Origin of the sequence: Nocardioides sp. T5 (assembly GCF_048161455.1) — a bacterium.
Classification (GTDB): Bacteria; Actinomycetota; Actinomycetes; order Propionibacteriales; family Nocardioidaceae; genus Nocardioides.
Map to the genome: position 1 here is coordinate 3,106,357 of NZ_CP182415.1, position 15,797 is coordinate 3,122,153.

Consider the following 15,797-nt stretch of genomic DNA (forward strand, 5'->3'; position numbering starts at 1 on the left):
CCGCACCTCACTGCGGCTGGCCGGCCGGCCGGTAGCGACGCTCGGGGCGCCCGGCTCCGCCGTACTGCAGCCGTACGACGACGACGCCGCGGGCGACGAAGTGCTCGAGGTAGCGGCGTGCGGACACGCGGGAGATGCCGACGAGGTCGGCGCACTCCGCCGCGGAGAGCTCGCCGGCGCCGCGCAGCGCGTCGTGCACGGCCTCGGCGGTCTCCGGGCTGAGCCCCTTCGGCAGGCTCACGGCCGTCGCCGGCGCGGCAGCGGCCGCCCCGAACACCGCGTCGATGTCGTCCTGGCCGGGCGCGCCCGTGCCGGAGAGGGCGAGCTGGGCGGCGCGGAACGACTCGAGGCGCACCTGCAGGTCCGCGTAGTCGAACGGCTTGACGAGGTAGTGCACCGCCCCGCCGGACGCGGCCGCCCGGACGGTGTCGGCCTCACGGGCCGCGGTGACCATCAGCACCCCCACGTCGTCACCGGCCGCACGCAGGCGCCGCAGCACGTCGATGCCGGTCATGTCGGGAAGGTGCACGTCGAGCAGCAGGAGGTCGGGGCGCAGGCGAGCGGTGTCGTCGAGCGCGGCCTGGCCACTGCTGGCGACCCCGACCACCACGAAACCCTCGGTCCGCTCCACGAACTGGGTGTGGATGCGCGCGACCATGAAGTCGTCGTCGACGACGAGCACGCCCAGTGCCCCAGCCGGAACCGTCATGCCTGCACTCCCACTTCCGCACCCGGCAGCTGCGCCTCGAACACCGCGCCCGAGCCGTCCGGGCCGGGGTGGACGGTGACGGCGCCGCCCCGACGCTCGCAGACCACCTGCACCAGCGCGAGCCCGACACCCCGACCCTCCACGGTCGACGCCTTCGTGCTCCAGCCCCGACGGAAGATCTCCCCGACCATCTCGGGCGGCACACCGGGCCCGGTGTCGGCGACGGCAAGGCGTACGACGTCCCCGTCGAGGCGCACGTCGACCTCGACCGTCGCGCCGCCGACCGACACGGAGGCGTCGACGGCGTTGTCGACGAGGTTGCCCAGCACCGTGCCGACGTCGGTGGACGCCTCCGGGTCGAGGCGGGGCAGGTCGCTGTCGGGGGCCATGACCAGGCCGACCCCGCGCTCCGCGGCGAGACTGGTCTTGGCGATGAGGAGCGCGGCCACGGCGGGGTCCTCGACGTGCGCCGTCACGGCGTCGAAGATGTCGCGGCGACGCCGGCTCAGGGTGCCGACGAGGCGCGACACCTCGTCGTACTCCCCCAGCTGCACCAGCCCGGAGATCGTGTGGAGCTGGTTGTGGAACTCGTGCGTCTGGGCACGCAACGTGTTGGTGATCGACTCGCGTGCGCTGAGCTCGCTCTGGAGCGCGAGCAGCTCGGTGCGGTCGCGCAGCGTGGTGACCGAGGCGACCCGGCGCCCGCCCTCGACGACCGGGTTGCGGTTCACGACCAGCACCCGCTCCCCCAGCACCACGACGTGGTCGCGGATCTCGGCGCCGTCGGCCAGCAGGTCCCGCACGGCGGGATCCAGGTCCAGGTCGTCGATGCGCCGGCCCTCGACCTCACCGTCGAGCCCGATCAGCTCGCGGGCGCTGTCGCTGAGCACGGTGACGGTGCCGTCGTCCGACACGGCGACCACCCCCTCGCGGATCGAGTGCAGCAGTGCCTCGCGCTGGTCGGCGAGGGCGGCGATGGCGGCCGGCTCGAGGCCGCGCGTACGCCGCCGGATCAGGCGCGAGAGCAGGAACGCGCCGGCGACACCGAGGCTGAGACCGAGACCCGCGAAGGTCAGCAGGTCCGGAAGCACGCTGCGGGCCCGTTCGCCCCACGTGGGGTACTCCTCGGCCACCATCGCGATGCCGACGAGCTCACCCTCGTCGTCGATGATCGGCACCTGCGCGGCGATCGACGGGGTGCCGAAGTCGTCGACGTCACCGGTCCACGTGCGCAGCTGCTGCACCGTGCTGTCGTCGAGGTCGATCCGTCGCTCGCGGCCGCCGAAGTCGCTGCTGACCAGGACGACGCCGTCCGGGTCGGTGAGGTAGACACCGCTGGCCTGGACCCTGGTGCGCACCTGCTGGGTGTACGACGTCAGGGAGGCCCGCCGGCGCTCGACGAGGCCCTCCAGGAACGGGTCGCGCACCGGCTCGATGTTGGCCATCGACTCGGCCGCCGCGCGCAGCCGGGCACCGCGGGTGTCACGGAAGTCGGCGTCGCTCTGCTGCACCGACACGACGCTGGCCACGGCGACCACGAGGAGCAGCACCGTGAGCTGCAGCACCAGGAACTGCCCGGCGAGGGTCGCCGGCCACCAGCGCGAGCGTGACCACAAGTTCCACAACCTCCATTGCTTACCCAAGCGTGACGGGCACCACACGCAGTCTCCACCATCGTCGTGGGCGGACCTGCGTGGGCCGCCGACAGAGACGACAGAGCGGAGTGCACATGAGGCGCCGAAGGACGACGCGGGCCATCGCCACGGTGGTGGCCCTCGGCAGCGCGCTGGTGCTGGCGACCGGCTGCGGGGTGACCCGCGGCGACCAGAGCCGGGACCTGACCATGCTGATCCCCAACAGCCCGGGCGGCGGCTACGACCAGACCGGTCGCGCGGCGGTGGCCGTGATGGAGAACGGCGACATCACCGGCGGCTCGTTCGAGGTCACCAACGTGATCGGCGCCGGCGGGTCGGTCGCGATGACGCGGCTGATGAACGCCGACGGCGACGAGCACACCCTGATGACCGCCGGCCTCGGCGTGGTCGGGTCGCTCTACTCGTTCGGTGCGCCCTACGCGATGGACGACGCGACACCGCTGGCCCAGCTCATCGAGGACCAGGAGGGCGTCCTCGTCCCCGCCGACTCGCCGTACGAGACGATCGACGACCTCGTGCAGGCGTGGCAGGACGACCCGGCCGCCATCGTCCTCGGCGGAGGGTCCTCCCCCGGCGGCCCCGACCACCTGTTCCCGATGCAGCTCGCCAGCGCCGTGGACGTCGACCCGCGCGACGTGACCTACGTGCCGTACGACGGCGGCGGTCCGCTGACGAGCGCCCTGCTCGGCAACAAGATCGACGTCGGCTTCTCCGGCGTCGGCGAGTTCGAGGGCCAGCTCTCGTCCGGCGAGCTGCGGCTGCTGGCCGTGTCCGGCGAGGAGCGGCTCAAGGGTGAGGGCATCAGCCAGGCGCCCACCCTCACGGAGGCCGGCATCGACCTGGTCTTCACCAACTGGCGCGGCGTGTGGGCGCCCCCCGGCATCAGCGAGGAGCGGCGCGACGAGCTCATCGCGATGCTCGAGGAGATGCACGAGACCCCCGAGTGGCAGCAGGCCCTCGAGGACAACGGCTGGATCGACGAGTTCAAGACCGGCGACGACTTCACCCAGTTCCTGGAGGAACAGGACCAGCGCGTCGCCACCACCCTCGAGGAGCTGGACCTGCTGTGAGCACACCACTCGACACCCACCCGGACACCCCGGACACCCCGGGCGCACCCGCCGCCCCGGCGGCCGAGCCCCGGCGCGACATGGCGCAGCTCGGCCTCGCGGCCGCACTGGTCGTCGTCGGCGCCTACACCGTCTACGACGCGACCACGTTGCGCATCGGCTTCGGCGACCCGGTCGGGCCGCGCGTCTTCCCCTACGTCATCGGCGCCGTGACCGTCCTCCTCGGCGGCCTGCTGGTGCTCGCCACCCTGCGCGGCGACGTCCCGGAGGCCGAGGGCGGCGAGGACGTCGACCTGCGCCAGCCGGCTGACTGGGTCACCGTCCTCAAGCTGGTCGGCGTCTTCATGTTCACGGTCCTGACGGTCTCGTTCCTGGGCTGGGCGATCAGCGGCGCGATCCTCTTCGTCGGATCGGCCTGGTCGCTCGGCAGCCGCACCCTGGTGCGTGACGTGATCGTCGGCCTCGTGCTGTCGGTGACCAGCTGGTACGCCTTCCACGAGGGCCTGGGCGTCATCCTGCCCGCCGGGATCCTGGACGGGGTGCTCTGATGGACAACCTCAGCCTGTTGATGGGCGGCTTCGGAGCCGTCCTCACCCCGGAGAACCTGATGTACTGCGCCATCGGCGTGCTGCTCGGCACGTTCGTCGGCGTGCTGCCGGGCATCGGCCCGGCCATGGCGGTCGCGCTGCTGCTGCCGGTGACCTACGGCCTCGACCCGGTCGCCGCCTTCATCATGTTCGCCGGCATCTACTACGGCGGCATGTACGGCGGCTCGACGACCGCGATCCTGCTGAACACGCCGGGTGAGTCGGCGTCGGTGATGACTGCGCTCGAGGGCAACCTGATGGCGCGGGCAGGCAAGGCCGCGCAGGCACTCGCCACCGCGGCCATCGGGTCCTTCATCGCGGGCACGATCGGCACGCTCCTCGTGGTCTTCTTCGCCCCGGCGCTCGCATCGGTGGCCGTCGAGATCGGGGCACCGTCGTACTTCGCGCTCATGGTCCTGGCGATGGTGTCGGTGACGAGCGTGCTCGGCGGCTCGACGCTGCGCGGCTTCATCGCCCTGTTCCTCGGCCTCACCATCGGCCTCGTCGGCCTCGACCTCAACACCGGGCAGCCGCGGCTCAGCTTCGACCAGCCGCTGCTCGCCGACCGGATCGACGTCGTCGTGGTGGCGGTCGGCATCTTCGCCCTCGGCGAGGCACTCTGGGTGGCCGCACACCTGCGACGCAGCCCGGCGCACGTGATCCCGGTCGGTCGTCCGTGGATGAGCCGCCTGGACCTCAGGCGGTCGTGGGGCCCGTGGCTGCGCGGCACGGCGTACGGCTTCCCGTTCGGTGCGGTGCCGGCCGGTGGCGCGGAGATCCCGACGTTCCTGTCCTACATCACCGAGAAGCGGATCGCTGCGCGCAAGGGCCAGGACGAGTTCGGCCGGGGTGCAATCGAGGGCGTCGCCGGCCCTGAGGCGGCCAACAACGCCTCGGCCGCCGGCACCTTCGTGCCGCTGCTCGCCCTGGGCCTGCCGGTGACGGCGACCTCCGCGGTCATGCTCGCCGCCTTCCAGGGCTACGGCATCGAGCCCGGACCCAGCCTGATGACCGACCAGCCCGACCTCGTCTGGGCGCTTCTCGCGAGCCTGCTGATCGGCAACGTCCTGCTGCTGGTGCTCAACCTGCCGCTCGCTCCGGTGTGGGCCAAGCTGCTGCGGATCCCCCGGCCCCAGCTCTACGCCGGCATCCTGTTCTTCGCCGCGCTCGGCGCCTATGCCACCAACCTGCAGGCCTTCGACCTGTTCCTGCTGCTGCTCCTCGGCCTGCTCGGACTGATGATGCGGCGGTTCGCACTGCCGGTGCTGCCGCTGATCCTCGGCGTCATCCTCGGCCCGCTCATGGAGCTCAAGCTGCGTGAGGCGATGGCGATCTCCGGAGGCGACGTCTCCGGCCTGTGGAGCGAGCCCCTCGCCATCGCGATCTACGTGGTCGTCGCGATCGCCGTGGTCGCTCCCCTGGCGGTCCGCCGGATCCGCCCCACCCCGGCCGCCGTGGCCGATGAGCTCCAGGCCCCCGCCGAGGAAGAGGAGAAGGTGCGATGAGCCAGCAGGACGCAGTGACGATCGTGGTGGGCTGGTCCCCCGACGAGTACGGCGAGGCGGCGCTGCACCGCGCCGTGGAGGAGGCGAGGCTCCGCGACGGACGTGTCGTGGTCGTCAACGCCACACGCGGTGACGCGCTGGTCGACGATCGCTACGCCGACGAGGACCAGCTCGCCGCGCTCGCGGCCGAGCTGGGCGCGGCGGGTGTCGCGGTCGACGTACGCCGCTCGATGGGCGCCGACGTCGGCGACCAGGTCCTCGCGGTCGCCGAGGACGTCACCGCCGACCTGGTCGTGATCGGCCTGCGCCGCCGCTCTCCCGTCGGCAAGCTGCTGATGGGCAGCGTCGCCCAGCGGATCCTGCTCGGCGCGGACTGTGCCGTGCTGGCGGTCAAGCCGGACTGAGCCGCGCGCGGGTCACCGGTCGACGACCCGCGAGGGCGTCCTCCGGCAGAACGACATCGGCGGCGCGGTGGCTGACGATCCGGAGCGCCTGGCGGGTCGACGGCGCAAAGGTGCCGTGCATCAACAGTGCGGTGGCTGTGGTCCACCGGGTGGACCACAGCCACCGCACTGCTTCGTCGGGCGCGTTGTCAGGTGGCCCCGCCGGTCGCCCGACGCCGGTGCCACAGCACCAGCGCGCAGGCGCCGGACAGCAGCACCACCGCTGCCGGGACGACGACGCCGCGGAGCACGCCCTCCGGGGCGGTGTCGGACGAGGAGGACGCGCCTGCCGCGGCCTCCTCGTCGCCGCTCGCGGGGGTGCCGCCGCCGACCTCGAAGTTGATCTCCCCGGCGATCTCGTGACCGTCGGAGGAGAGCACGTCGTAGGTGAGGGTGTAGGCGCCGTCGGGACCCGCCCACAGGTTCTGGCGGACCTCCGCCCCGACCGAGGTGGCGGCGCCGTTGGCGACGCTGCCGTCCGGGCCGGTCACGGTGATCTCGTGGACCTCGCTGACCGCACCGGAGAAGGTGAGGATCGCGCGCGAGGGCAGCGTCTCCACCACACCGGACTCCGAGGGGTCGGACGAGAGCAGCTCCTCGTGGGCCGCGGCCGGCGGTGCCGACGCGAGCACGACCAGGACGGCGCCGAGGCTCGCGAGGACGGCGGCGCCGCGCCCGGCGCGCGGCGGTGGTGCGGCGCTCATGCCTCGAGCCCGTGGCGCCAGGCGACGAGGTCGGCCCACTGCTGGGCCAGCCGGTGCTCGGTGCCTCCGACGGGGTCCTTGAAGAAGAAGGCGAGCTCGGTGAGGGGGCCGGTCCGCCCGGCCGCGTGCGCGGCGGACACCAGCCGCGCGAGGTCGAGGACCAGCGGCGCGGCGAGCGCGGAGTCGCACCCCTCCCAGGTGAGCTGGAGCGTCATGCGGGTGCCGAGGAAGCCGTCGAACCGGACGTGGTCCCACGCCGTCTTCCACTCCCCCAGGTCCTCGACCTGGTCGATGTGCATCGGCCCCGGGACCGCCCGGCCGACCATGGCGTCGAGGCCGCTGCGCTTGGCCACGGTCTTGCTCCGCGCCGCCTCGGGGTCGGCCAGGGTCGCGCCGTCGCCACCGCCGAGCAGGTTGACCGACGTCCACGACCGCAGCTCGAGGGCGCGCATGACGAACATCGGCGCGAGCGCCGACTTGAGCAGGGTCTCCCCTGTCTTGCCGTCGCACCCGGCCCAGGGCAGGCCGCTGCATCGCGCCGCCGCCACCACGACCGGCAGCCGGAGGCACGGGCTGGGGGTGAAGGAGACGAAGGACGCGCCGGCGCGGAAGGCCGCCAGCGCGTAGACGGCCCCGACCGGCAGCGCGTCGTCGACGGCCGTCATCGAGTCGGGGTCGGGGACCGGCGGCTGGGTGCTGGCGACGTCGACCACGACCACGCGGTCGAGCCGGTGCCGGTCGCGGAAGTCGGCGATGTCGGCGGCGAGCCGCTCCACCGCCTCGGCGGCGGTGGCCGACCCAGCCGCGTGGCCGGGTCGTACGTCGGCGTCCACGGCCTCGAGGTGGGCGCGGGCGGCGTCCACCAGAGCTGCCGGGACGACGCCGCCGGCCGCGAGCTCCTCGGCCCGCTTGGGCAGCGACTGGGCGCTGACGTCGTGGCCGCCGAAGACCAGCCCCGCCAGGGGCGGCAGGCCGTCGGGCCGCAGGTCCGGCAGCTCGGTCACGAGAGCGGTGGTCGGTGCGAGGCCATGCGCCACGGCGTACGCACCGACCACCGCTGTGGTGGCCACCGAGCCCCGCGCACCCACGAACCACACGCCTGTCCTGGCCGTCACCTCGGGCGTGGTGTTCATGTCGTCCTCCTCGGACTGGTGGGCGGGGGCACGGTGGACGTTCAGGTGGACGTCCGGTGGGTCAGGACGAGGTCGAGAAGGCCGCGTCGAAGGCCGCGGTCGGGGCGTCGAACGCCAGCCGCCGCACGAACTCGAGCGCCTCCGGAGCGCCGACGAGACGGTCCATGCCGGCGTCCTCCCACTCCACCGAGATCGGGCCGTCGTAGCCGATCGTGTTGAGCATCCGGAAGCATGCCTCCCACGGCACGTCGCCATGACCGGTCGAGACGAAGTCCCACCCGCGGCGCGGGTCGGCCCAGGCCAGGTGGGAGCCCATGCGACCGTTGCGACCGTTGCCGACCTGCTTCTTCGCGTCCTTGCAGTCGACGTGGTAGATCCGGTCCTTGAAGTCCCACAGGAAGCCGACCGGGTCGAGGTCCTGCCAGACGAAGTGCGAGGGGTCCCAGTTGAGGCCGAACGCCTCGCGGTGGTCGATCGCCTCGAGCGCGGCCACGGTGGTCCAGTAGTCGTAGGCGATCTCGGACGGGTGCACCTCGTGGGCGAACTTCACGCCCTCGCTGTCGAAGACGTCGAGGATCGGGTTCCACCGGTCGGCGAAGTCCTGGTAGCCGGCGTCGACGAGCGCCTGGGAGGCCGGCGGGAACATCGCGACGTACTTCCAGATCGAGGACCCGGTGAACCCGACGACGACGTCCACCCCGAGCTTGCGCGCGGCGCGCGCGGTCATCTTCATCTCCTCCGCGGCGCGCTGGCGCACGCCCTCGGCGTCGCCGTCGCCCCAGATGCGGTCGGGGAGGATGTCGCGGTGGCGGGCGTCGATCGGGTCGTCGCAGACCGCCTGGCCCTTGAGGTGGTTGCTGATCGCGAAGACCTGCAGGTCGTACTTCTTGAGCATCTCCAGCTTGGCCGGGACGTAGGACTCGTCCTCGACCGCTGCCCACGGGTCGAAGTGGTCGCCCCAGCAGGCCAGCTCGAGGCCGTCGTAGCCCCAGCCGGAGGCGAGCTTGCACATCTCCTCGAACGGCAGGTCGGCCCACTGGCCGGTGAACAGGGTGACGGGGCGTGGCATGTGTGCTCCTCAGGTAGTGGTGGTGCGTTTCGGCTGGTGGTGCGGATGGTGCGGGTCGTGCGGGTGGTTCAGTGATATCTGGTGGCCGGTCGGCCGGCGCGAACCGGTGCCGGGACGGAGCGCCGTGTCCCGGCACCGGCCGCTTGGGGGCGGCGCCTTGCGGCACCACCCCCCGCCCGGTCGGGGGCCCGGCCTCCGGCTCGCACGCAGGGCCGATCCTGCGTACGCGCCGGTTCACCTCACCCGAGGGTGCTGTGGTGGCCGAGCCGCCCGACCTCGGACGTCCTCGTGCTCGCCGGCGCCTACAGCTGCGACTTCAGCGTGCGCGACAGGCGCTTGAGTGCGAGCCTCACCTCCTTGTCGCCCACCCGGGTGGCGAGCCGCTCGAAGCGCTTGAGCGACCTGACGGCCTGCCCTGCGTCCTTGCGACGGTCGGCACGGTTGGCGGCCTGGAGCTGCTTCTTCAGCTTCTTGGCCAGCTTCGGACCGACCAGGCCCTGGTCGTCGAGTCGGTTGACGAGCTTCTTGACCTTCCCGTAGGACCGGACCACCACCCGGAAGGTGACCGCCTGCGAGGCCTGGTTGCCGGCCTCGTCGAGGACGGTGACCTCGAGGGTGTGACGGCCCGGTGCCAGCGACATCGCGTCGAGGCGCACCGGAGCGTTCACCACCTCTCCGTCGAGTCGGACCACCTGCTCGGCGGCACCCGACGTGGCGTCGGAGACCGAGACCCGTGCGGTGCGGACCGCGGCGACGTCGAGCTTGGCGCCGTCGGCGATGCCGTCGACGGCCACCGTGGGCGCCGTGGCGTCCATCTTGATGGTGGTCGTCTCGATCGCCGAGGTCGTCCCGGCGGCGTCGGTGGCCCGGGCCTGGACCCGGGTGACGCCGTCGGCGCTGACCTTGAACGGCGCGGTGTACGCCGTCCACGGGCCGTTGTCGATGCGGTACTGGATCGAGACCCGACCCTCGCCGCCGGCACCCGCGAGGGTGACCGTGACGGGTGCGGTGAACCAGTTGGCACGGCCGTTGGCCGCGGCGGGCGCCGTGGTCATGGTGACCGACGGCTTCGCCGGCTCGACCGGCTCACCCGGCTCGCTGACGACGACCTCGAGCTGTCCGCCCGCGGTGTTGCCCGCCTTGTCGGCCGCGCGGTAGCGCACCAGGTAGGTCCCCGGCTCGTCGAACGTCAGCGGCGCGTCGTACGCGCTCCACGTGGTGGCGTCGCCGATCCGGTACTCGATGCCTGCCACACCCGAGGTGGCGTCGGTGGCGGTCAGCGTGACCGTCTTGGTGGTGCTGCCGGTCTCAGCCGTGGTGACGACCGGAGGAGCGGTGTCGACCTTGACGGTCTCCGAACCGAGCTCCGAGACGTTGCCCGCCACGTCGGTCGAGCGGTACTCGACCAGGCGCTCACCCTCGCCGGTCACCGGGACCGCGATGGAGTAGGGCATCCAGTCCCCGCCGTCGATGCGGTACTCGATCGAGCCGAGGCCCGACCCGCCCGCAGCGTCGGTGCCAGCCAGGGTGAACGACGGACGGCTGGTGTGCCACCCGTCCTGGCCCGTGGCGTCGGGCACCTTGATCGTCGCGGTCGGTGCGACCGTGTCGATCTTGACCGTCAGCGACTTCGTCGCCTCCACGTTGCCGGCCTCGTCGGTCGAGCGGTACTCGACCAGGCGCGAGCCCTCACCCGTGACCTGGACGGCACCGGTGTACGGCGTCCAGTCGCCCCCGGCGATGCGGTACTCGGTCGAGGCGACGCCCGACCCGTCCGTCTCGTCGGCAGCGGCCAGGGTGAACGACGGCCGCGTGGTGTACCAGCCGGCCTCGCCGGTGGCATCCGGGATGGAGAAGGTCGTCGTCGGTGCCGTGGTGTCGCCCGGCTCCTCGCCACCCGGCTCGCAGGTGTCGTCCTCACCGAGGGTGAAGAAGTCGAAGCTCGACGTGATCCCGGCTCCGGCCGTCTGGTTGGCGGCGGAGAGGAGGCCGATCTTCGGGTCGGTGAGGCCGGCGATGCTGTAGCCGGCGTCCATGTCCGTCCACGACTCACCGTCGGTGCTGTAGCTGCCGAGGACCTCGATGCCGTCCTCGCTGGTCAGCCGCAGCCACACGGTGGTCGGGAACTCCGCCCCGAGGCCCGGCGTGTTGGTCTCGACGGCACTGGCTGCGGTCTCCCGCGCCGTCTGGATGATGTTGGACGCCGCGTTGGGGTCGCCGCTGCGTCCCTGGAAGACGTGCTTGAGGTAGTTGTCGTCGTCTCCGTAGATGAGCAGGCCTGCCGACTGGTAGGACCTGTCGATCGGTGCGGTGACCTTGGTCGTGGCGACGAACGGACCCTCGGGCAGGTCACGGAGGACCAGGTCGCGGGCGGTGTTCGTCGTCTGGTAGAGGTCGGTCGCCTCCATCGGGATCTTCACCGAGCCGTCGGAGACCGTGAGGTTCCCGCTCGGTCGTACGACGGTCCACGGCGGGGACGCCAGGGACTGGCCGTTGAACTCCTCGACGACGCAGGGCTCGGCGCAGGGCACGGCCGTGTCGTCAGGGGTCAGGGTGAAGTAGTCGAACTCGGCGGTGATGTTGTCCGCCGCACCCGCTGCCGTGCTGCCCAGGGCGAGCAGGCCGACCTTCGGTGCGGTGATGCTGGACAGGTCGCGGGGAGCGGCCGTGCCGTTCGACGTGGTGATGGGGAGCCAGGTGGCCCCGTCGGTGCTGTAGGTGGGAGTGACGACGTTGCCGTCGGTGCTCGTCATCCGCAGCCACACGGTGTCGGGGAAGTCCGCGCCGAGGGCGGTGGAGTTGGACTCCGATGCCGTGCCGTTGACCTCCTTGGCGAACTGGATGACGTTGGCCGCCTTGCTGCCCGCCGCGGCCGTGGAACGACCGGAGTAGACGAGCTTGAGGTAGTTGTTGTCATCGCCGTAGACGATCAGGCCACCCTGCTGGTAGCCGCGGACGGCAGGCAGCGTGAGCTTGGTCGTGACCTCGAAGGCCCCGCCCGGCAGGTCCTGGAGGACGATGTTGGGCGTGGTGTTGGTGCCCTGGTAGATGTCGGAGTTGGTCAACGGGATGTTGAGCGTCCCGTCAGCCACGGTGAGCGCCTGGTCGACGCGCACGCTCCGGTTCCACCGCTCGGTGTCGAGGGCATCTCCCACGAAGTCGTCGGAACGACCGCTGAAGCAGATGTCCTGCGATGCCCTGACCCTCACCTCCAGCGTGCGGGTGGTCTTCGCCCCGCGCGAGTCGGTCACGACCGCCGTGACGACGTACGTGCCCGGCGTGGTGTAGGTGTGGCTCGGGTTGGCGTCGGTGGAGCTGGTGTCGTCCCCGAAGTCCCACGCGTAGGTGACAGGGATGTCACCGTCGGCGTCCTCGACCGTGCTGGTGAACTGCACGGGCAGGGGTGCCTCGCCGTTGGTCGTGCTGGCCTCGATCGAGACGGCGGGGGGCTGGTTGTCGGTGACTCCCCGGCCGTTGAAGCGCAGCCAGTTGACGTTGGCGCCACCGGTGGTGGCCACGACGAACAGCGGCTCGCTGTCGGTCGAGGCGCCGGTGAAGGTGGTCGACACGTCCTGGTAGGTCTGAGCACCGCCCGTGTTGGGCACGTCCAGCGTGCCGATCACGGTGCCCGTGGCCGAACCCTGCCTGATCTCGAACGCCGCGCCGGCCGTGGTGGAGGCCGCACGCATCGTGACGCCGTTGATGTTGGTCAGGTTCATCACGTCCCAGGCGAACCAGTCTCCGGTCTCGACACCGTTGACGTTCTGCCCGCCGTCGGTGTCGGTCGTGGTCTGGGTCGTGACGCCCGGGGTGCCCGTGGCGTTGGACCCGGTGCGACCGGTGCGGTCGAAGTACTCGGCCTCCTTCTGCTTGGTGTGCAGGATGATGCCGTCGACGCTGGTCAGCTCGCCGGCCTCGCCGGCTCCACTGTCGGTGTAGGTGGCCTTGATGGTGCCGAAGATGTTGGCGCCCACGTGGCCGGTGTCACCGGGCAGCGCGAGGGTGCCGCTGCAGCCCCGGTACTGCTCGTAGTCGTGCGAGTGCTGGTCGTGGCCGAGCCCGGGCTGGACGACGACGCGGTCGCAGTCGATCGTGCCGTCCTCGGCGTCGCTCACCTCGACCTCGTACTCCAGGTAGTCACCGAACTCGAAGAAGCCGCCGTCCGGGGGGAGGACCAGCTCGACGGTCGGGGCGGTGTTGCCCGACGTGATGTCGACGTTGGTCGTCCCGGTCCGGCCGCCCTCGTCGGTCACCGTCAGGCGCGCGGTGTAGTCACCCGGAGCCGTGTAGGTCCAGCTGCCGGTCGGGGTGGTGGCGTCGGTGGTGCCGTCGCCGTCGAAGTCCCAGGCATAGGTCAGGCCCGTGGCGTCACCCGTGTCGGCGTCGAACGATGCCGTGCCGTCGAACTGGACGGTCAGTGGCGCGGGACCCGACGTCTTGTCGGCCGTCGCCCTGGCCACCGGCGCGCGGTTGCCCTCGACGTAGTCGATCCGGTAGATGCCGGAGTCGGTGTTGTTGCCGTTGAAGCCGCTGCCCCACTCGATCATGTAGAGCGCGCCGTCGGGCCCGAACTGCAGGGCGTGGGGACGTCGCATGGGCAGGTTGGGCAGGAAGCGGTTGAGGTCGGTGTAGTCGGTGCCGGCCTCGTTGAGCTGCACCGTGAACAGGCGGCTGTTGTTCCAGTCGGCCCAGATCGCCTTGCTGTCGAAGTAGGCGGGCCACTTGCGGTCGGAGGTCAGGTCGGGGTCGTAGGAGTAGGTGCCCGAGGTCATCGGCGCACCGCTGGCCCCGATCTCCGGGGTGCCGGTGAGCGAGGCGTTGTTGCTCTGCCACATGACGGCTGCCTTCGCCGGCGGCAGGTTGGTCAGGCCCGTGTTGTTGGGCGAGTCGTTGACCGGGTTGGCGCAGTCGAAGGCCGCGCCGGCGGTGCTGCTGGCGAAGTTGTAGTCGTTGTAGGGGGTGTTGTTGCCGACGCAGTAGGGCCAGCCGTAGTTGCCGGGCTCGTCGAGGATGTTCCACTCGACGCGGCCATTGGGTCCGCGCGTCGCGCTGACCGAGCCGGCGTCCGGGCCGTAGTCGGCGACGAGGAGGTTGTTGTTCTGCTCGTCGAGGCCGATCCGGAACGGGTTGCGGAAGCCCATCGCGTAGATCTCGGGACGGGTCTTGTCGTCGGCGTCGTCGGCCTCGTCGAAGAGGTTGCCCTCCGGGATGCTGTAGCCGCCGGCGGCCAGGGGCTTGATGCGCAGCACCTTGCCCATCAGCGAGTTGGAGTTCGCCGAGGTGCGCTGGGCGTCCCAGGCGCTGCGGCCGGGCCGCTCGTCGATCGGGGTGTAGCCGCTGGAGTCGAACGGGTTGGTGTTGTCACCGGTGGCGAGGTAGAGGTTGCCGTCGTTGTCGAACTCCATCGCGCCACCCGCGTGGCAGCACTGGTCGCGCTGCGTGGGCACGTCGAGGATCGTCGTGGCGGTGTCGAGCTGGAGCGTGTTGCCCGACATCGTGTAGCGGGCGATGCGGTCGATGGCCGCCGAGCCCGCGGGCGAGTAGTGCAGGTAGACCCAGTTGTTGGTGTCGAAGTCCGGGTCGAGCGCGATGCCCAGCATGCCGAACTCCTGGCCGGTGTAGACCGGGATGCTGCCGGCGGTCACCACGTTGCCGTTGGTGAGGATGATCTTCACGTCGCCGTTGCGGTCGACGTAGAACACCCGGCCGTCGTCGGCGATGGCGAGCTCCATGGGGTTGGAGGTGTTCTCGTCGAGCGCGACCTTCTCGAAGCTCGGCTCCAGGGTGGCCTTGCAGTCGGAGTCGACTACGCCGGCCGCGGTCTGGATGCCGCCGAGGATGTGACCGAGGAACTTCGCGTCGGTGAAGGACGCCTCGGTGTGGCCCATGCCGGTGTACCAGCTGCGGCCGCCGTCGTAGTCCTGGCACCAGGCGATCGGGTGCTCGTTGCCCATCGCGCCGTTGCCGGGGGTGTAGGTCGACTCGTCGAGCGAGGCGAGCACGTGCACCTTCCCGCGGGGGTTGGTGCGGAAGTTGTACCACTCGTCGGTGCGCTCCCAGCGCGGCTCGATGCCGGCGGTCGACGGGTGCGCGTGGTCCTCGACCTTGACGGTCGCCGTCGGGGTGCCCGGCGGGTGGTTGTTGAAGTAGGAGCCGACCAGCTCGCCGTACCACGGCCAGCTGTACTCGGTGTCGGACGCGGCGTGGATGCCTGCGTAGCCGCCGCCGGCCTGGATGTAGCGCTCGAACGCACCCTGCTGGGCATCGTTGAGCACGTCACCGGTGGTCGACAGGAAGATGACGACCTCGTACTGCTCGAGGTTGGCGTCGGTGAACGCGGTGCTGTCCTCGGTGACCGCCACCGTGAAGTTGTTGTCGGCCGCGAGCGCCTGGATGGCGGTGGTGGCCTCGTCGATGTTGGCGTGGCGGAACGCCGCGGTCTTGGAGAAGACCAGCGCGTCGAACGACTCCTCCGCCGCCGCAGCAGCCGATGCCGCCGGGTCGGCGGTCCACGGGACCGCGTCGCCCAGGGTGGTCGCGGACTCCTTCTTCTTCTTGTTCTCGGCCCGGTCGGTGGCCGACGCCTCGGGGGCGGTGGCGGCGGCGCGCTCGGTGCTCGGCGCCGCGGTTGCCGAGGAGGCCAGCCCGATGCCCGCGCCCAGCGGCAGCGACACGAGCAAGGCCATGCTGGAGCCGACTGCGACGCGAGAGCGCCTCTGCAGTCGCGTGATGAGTCTGTTCATCACGATCCCTTCTGTGGTGACGGATGTGCGCTCCATCAGTTCCGGGGCGGGTCCCCGGGCGTTCGGCCCCTGTCACGCGGTGGTGCGGTGGATCGGGTGGTGCGTCAGGTGGTGCATCGGTGGGTGCATGGACGGTGGTTCGGACGGACGGTGGTTCGGATGGCGGTTCGGGTGGTGGG

General features: G+C 71.2%; 10 protein-coding genes. 4 read left to right on the forward strand and 6 right to left on the reverse strand.

Translation table 11 applies throughout. From position 1 onward, the window contains the following. Window positions 1-7: 7 nt before the first annotated feature. On the reverse strand, window positions 8-709 hold the full coding sequence (locus ACNKF0_RS15170) for a response regulator (RefSeq protein ID WP_416953407.1): 702 nt from the start codon (window positions 707-709) through the stop codon (window positions 8-10). Further along, window positions 706-2,325, reverse strand: coding sequence for an ATP-binding protein (locus ACNKF0_RS15175; protein WP_416953409.1), 1,620 nt, complete (start codon window positions 2,323-2,325; stop codon window positions 706-708). Before ACNKF0_RS15175 ends, ACNKF0_RS15170 begins: the two co-directional genes overlap by 4 nt. A gap of 113 nt (window positions 2,326-2,438) precedes the next feature. On the opposite strand from ACNKF0_RS15175, the gene ACNKF0_RS15180 reads away from it, so the two are divergent. Genes ACNKF0_RS15180 through ACNKF0_RS15195 form a run of 4 tightly spaced genes read left to right on the forward strand, consistent with a single transcriptional unit; the run spans window position 2,439 to window position 5,930 of the window. After that, window positions 2,439-3,434, forward strand: coding sequence for a Bug family tripartite tricarboxylate transporter substrate binding protein (locus tag ACNKF0_RS15180; protein WP_416953411.1), 996 nt, complete (start codon window positions 2,439-2,441; stop codon window positions 3,432-3,434). Further along, on the forward strand, window positions 3,431-3,982 hold the full coding sequence (locus ACNKF0_RS15185) for a tripartite tricarboxylate transporter TctB family protein (protein ID WP_416953413.1): 552 nt from the start codon (window positions 3,431-3,433) through the stop codon (window positions 3,980-3,982). Before ACNKF0_RS15180 ends, ACNKF0_RS15185 begins: the two co-directional genes overlap by 4 nt. Continuing rightward, window positions 3,982-5,526 carry a tripartite tricarboxylate transporter permease gene (locus tag ACNKF0_RS15190; protein WP_416953415.1) on the forward strand — a complete coding sequence of 515 codons (1,545 nt, stop codon included), beginning with the start codon at window positions 3,982-3,984 and terminating at the stop codon, window positions 5,524-5,526. Before ACNKF0_RS15185 ends, ACNKF0_RS15190 begins: the two co-directional genes overlap by 1 nt. Continuing rightward, window positions 5,523-5,930: a universal stress protein gene (locus tag ACNKF0_RS15195; RefSeq protein ID WP_416953417.1), complete on the forward strand. Its 408-nt coding sequence runs from the start codon at window positions 5,523-5,525 to the stop codon at window positions 5,928-5,930. Before ACNKF0_RS15190 ends, ACNKF0_RS15195 begins: the two co-directional genes overlap by 4 nt. 188 nt (window positions 5,931-6,118) lie before the next feature. Here the strand turns inward: ACNKF0_RS15195 and ACNKF0_RS15200 are convergent, their stop codons facing one another. From ACNKF0_RS15200 to ACNKF0_RS15215, 4 genes are all read right to left on the reverse strand, one after another. Next, complete coding sequence (locus ACNKF0_RS15200; RefSeq protein ID WP_416953419.1) at window positions 6,119-6,673, reverse strand: copper resistance CopC family protein; 555 nt, start codon at window positions 6,671-6,673, stop codon at window positions 6,119-6,121. Then, on the reverse strand, window positions 6,670-7,806 hold the full coding sequence (locus ACNKF0_RS15205; RefSeq protein ID WP_416953421.1) for an inositol-3-phosphate synthase: 1,137 nt from the start codon (window positions 7,804-7,806) through the stop codon (window positions 6,670-6,672). Before ACNKF0_RS15205 ends, ACNKF0_RS15200 begins: the two co-directional genes overlap by 4 nt. 61 nt (window positions 7,807-7,867) lie before the next feature. Then, window positions 7,868-8,875, reverse strand: coding sequence for a sugar phosphate isomerase/epimerase family protein (locus ACNKF0_RS15210; RefSeq protein ID WP_254180227.1), 1,008 nt, complete (start codon window positions 8,873-8,875; stop codon window positions 7,868-7,870). Window positions 8,876-9,177: 302 nt separating this feature from the next. Then, window positions 9,178-15,561 carry a ThuA domain-containing protein gene (locus ACNKF0_RS15215; protein WP_416953424.1) on the reverse strand — a complete coding sequence of 2,128 codons (6,384 nt, stop codon included), beginning with the start codon at window positions 15,559-15,561 and terminating at the stop codon, window positions 9,178-9,180. Window positions 15,562-15,797 lie beyond the last annotated feature (236 nt).

Bases quoted from the DNA above. Each gene is read 5' to 3' on its own strand.
- ACNKF0_RS15180 (WP_416953411.1), top strand. From the start codon at position 2,439: ATGAGGCGCCGAAGGACGACGCGGGCCATCGCCACGGTGGTGGCCCTC.
- ACNKF0_RS15195 (WP_416953417.1), top strand. From the start codon at position 5,523: ATGAGCCAGCAGGACGCAGTGACGATCGTGGTGGGCTGGTCCCCCGAC.
- ACNKF0_RS15205 (WP_416953421.1), bottom strand. From the start codon at position 7,806: ATGAACACCACGCCCGAGGTGACGGCCAGGACAGGCGTGTGGTTCGTG.
- ACNKF0_RS15190 (WP_416953415.1), top strand. From the start codon at position 3,982: ATGGACAACCTCAGCCTGTTGATGGGCGGCTTCGGAGCCGTCCTCACC.
- ACNKF0_RS15200 (WP_416953419.1), bottom strand. From the start codon at position 6,673: ATGAGCGCCGCACCACCGCCGCGCGCCGGGCGCGGCGCCGCCGTCCTC.
- ACNKF0_RS15215 (WP_416953424.1), bottom strand. From the start codon at position 15,561: ATGGCCTTGCTCGTGTCGCTGCCGCTGGGCGCGGGCATCGGGCTGGCC.
- ACNKF0_RS15210 (WP_254180227.1), bottom strand. From the start codon at position 8,875: ATGCCACGCCCCGTCACCCTGTTCACCGGCCAGTGGGCCGACCTGCCG.
- ACNKF0_RS15170 (WP_416953407.1), bottom strand. From the start codon at position 709: ATGACGGTTCCGGCTGGGGCACTGGGCGTGCTCGTCGTCGACGACGAC.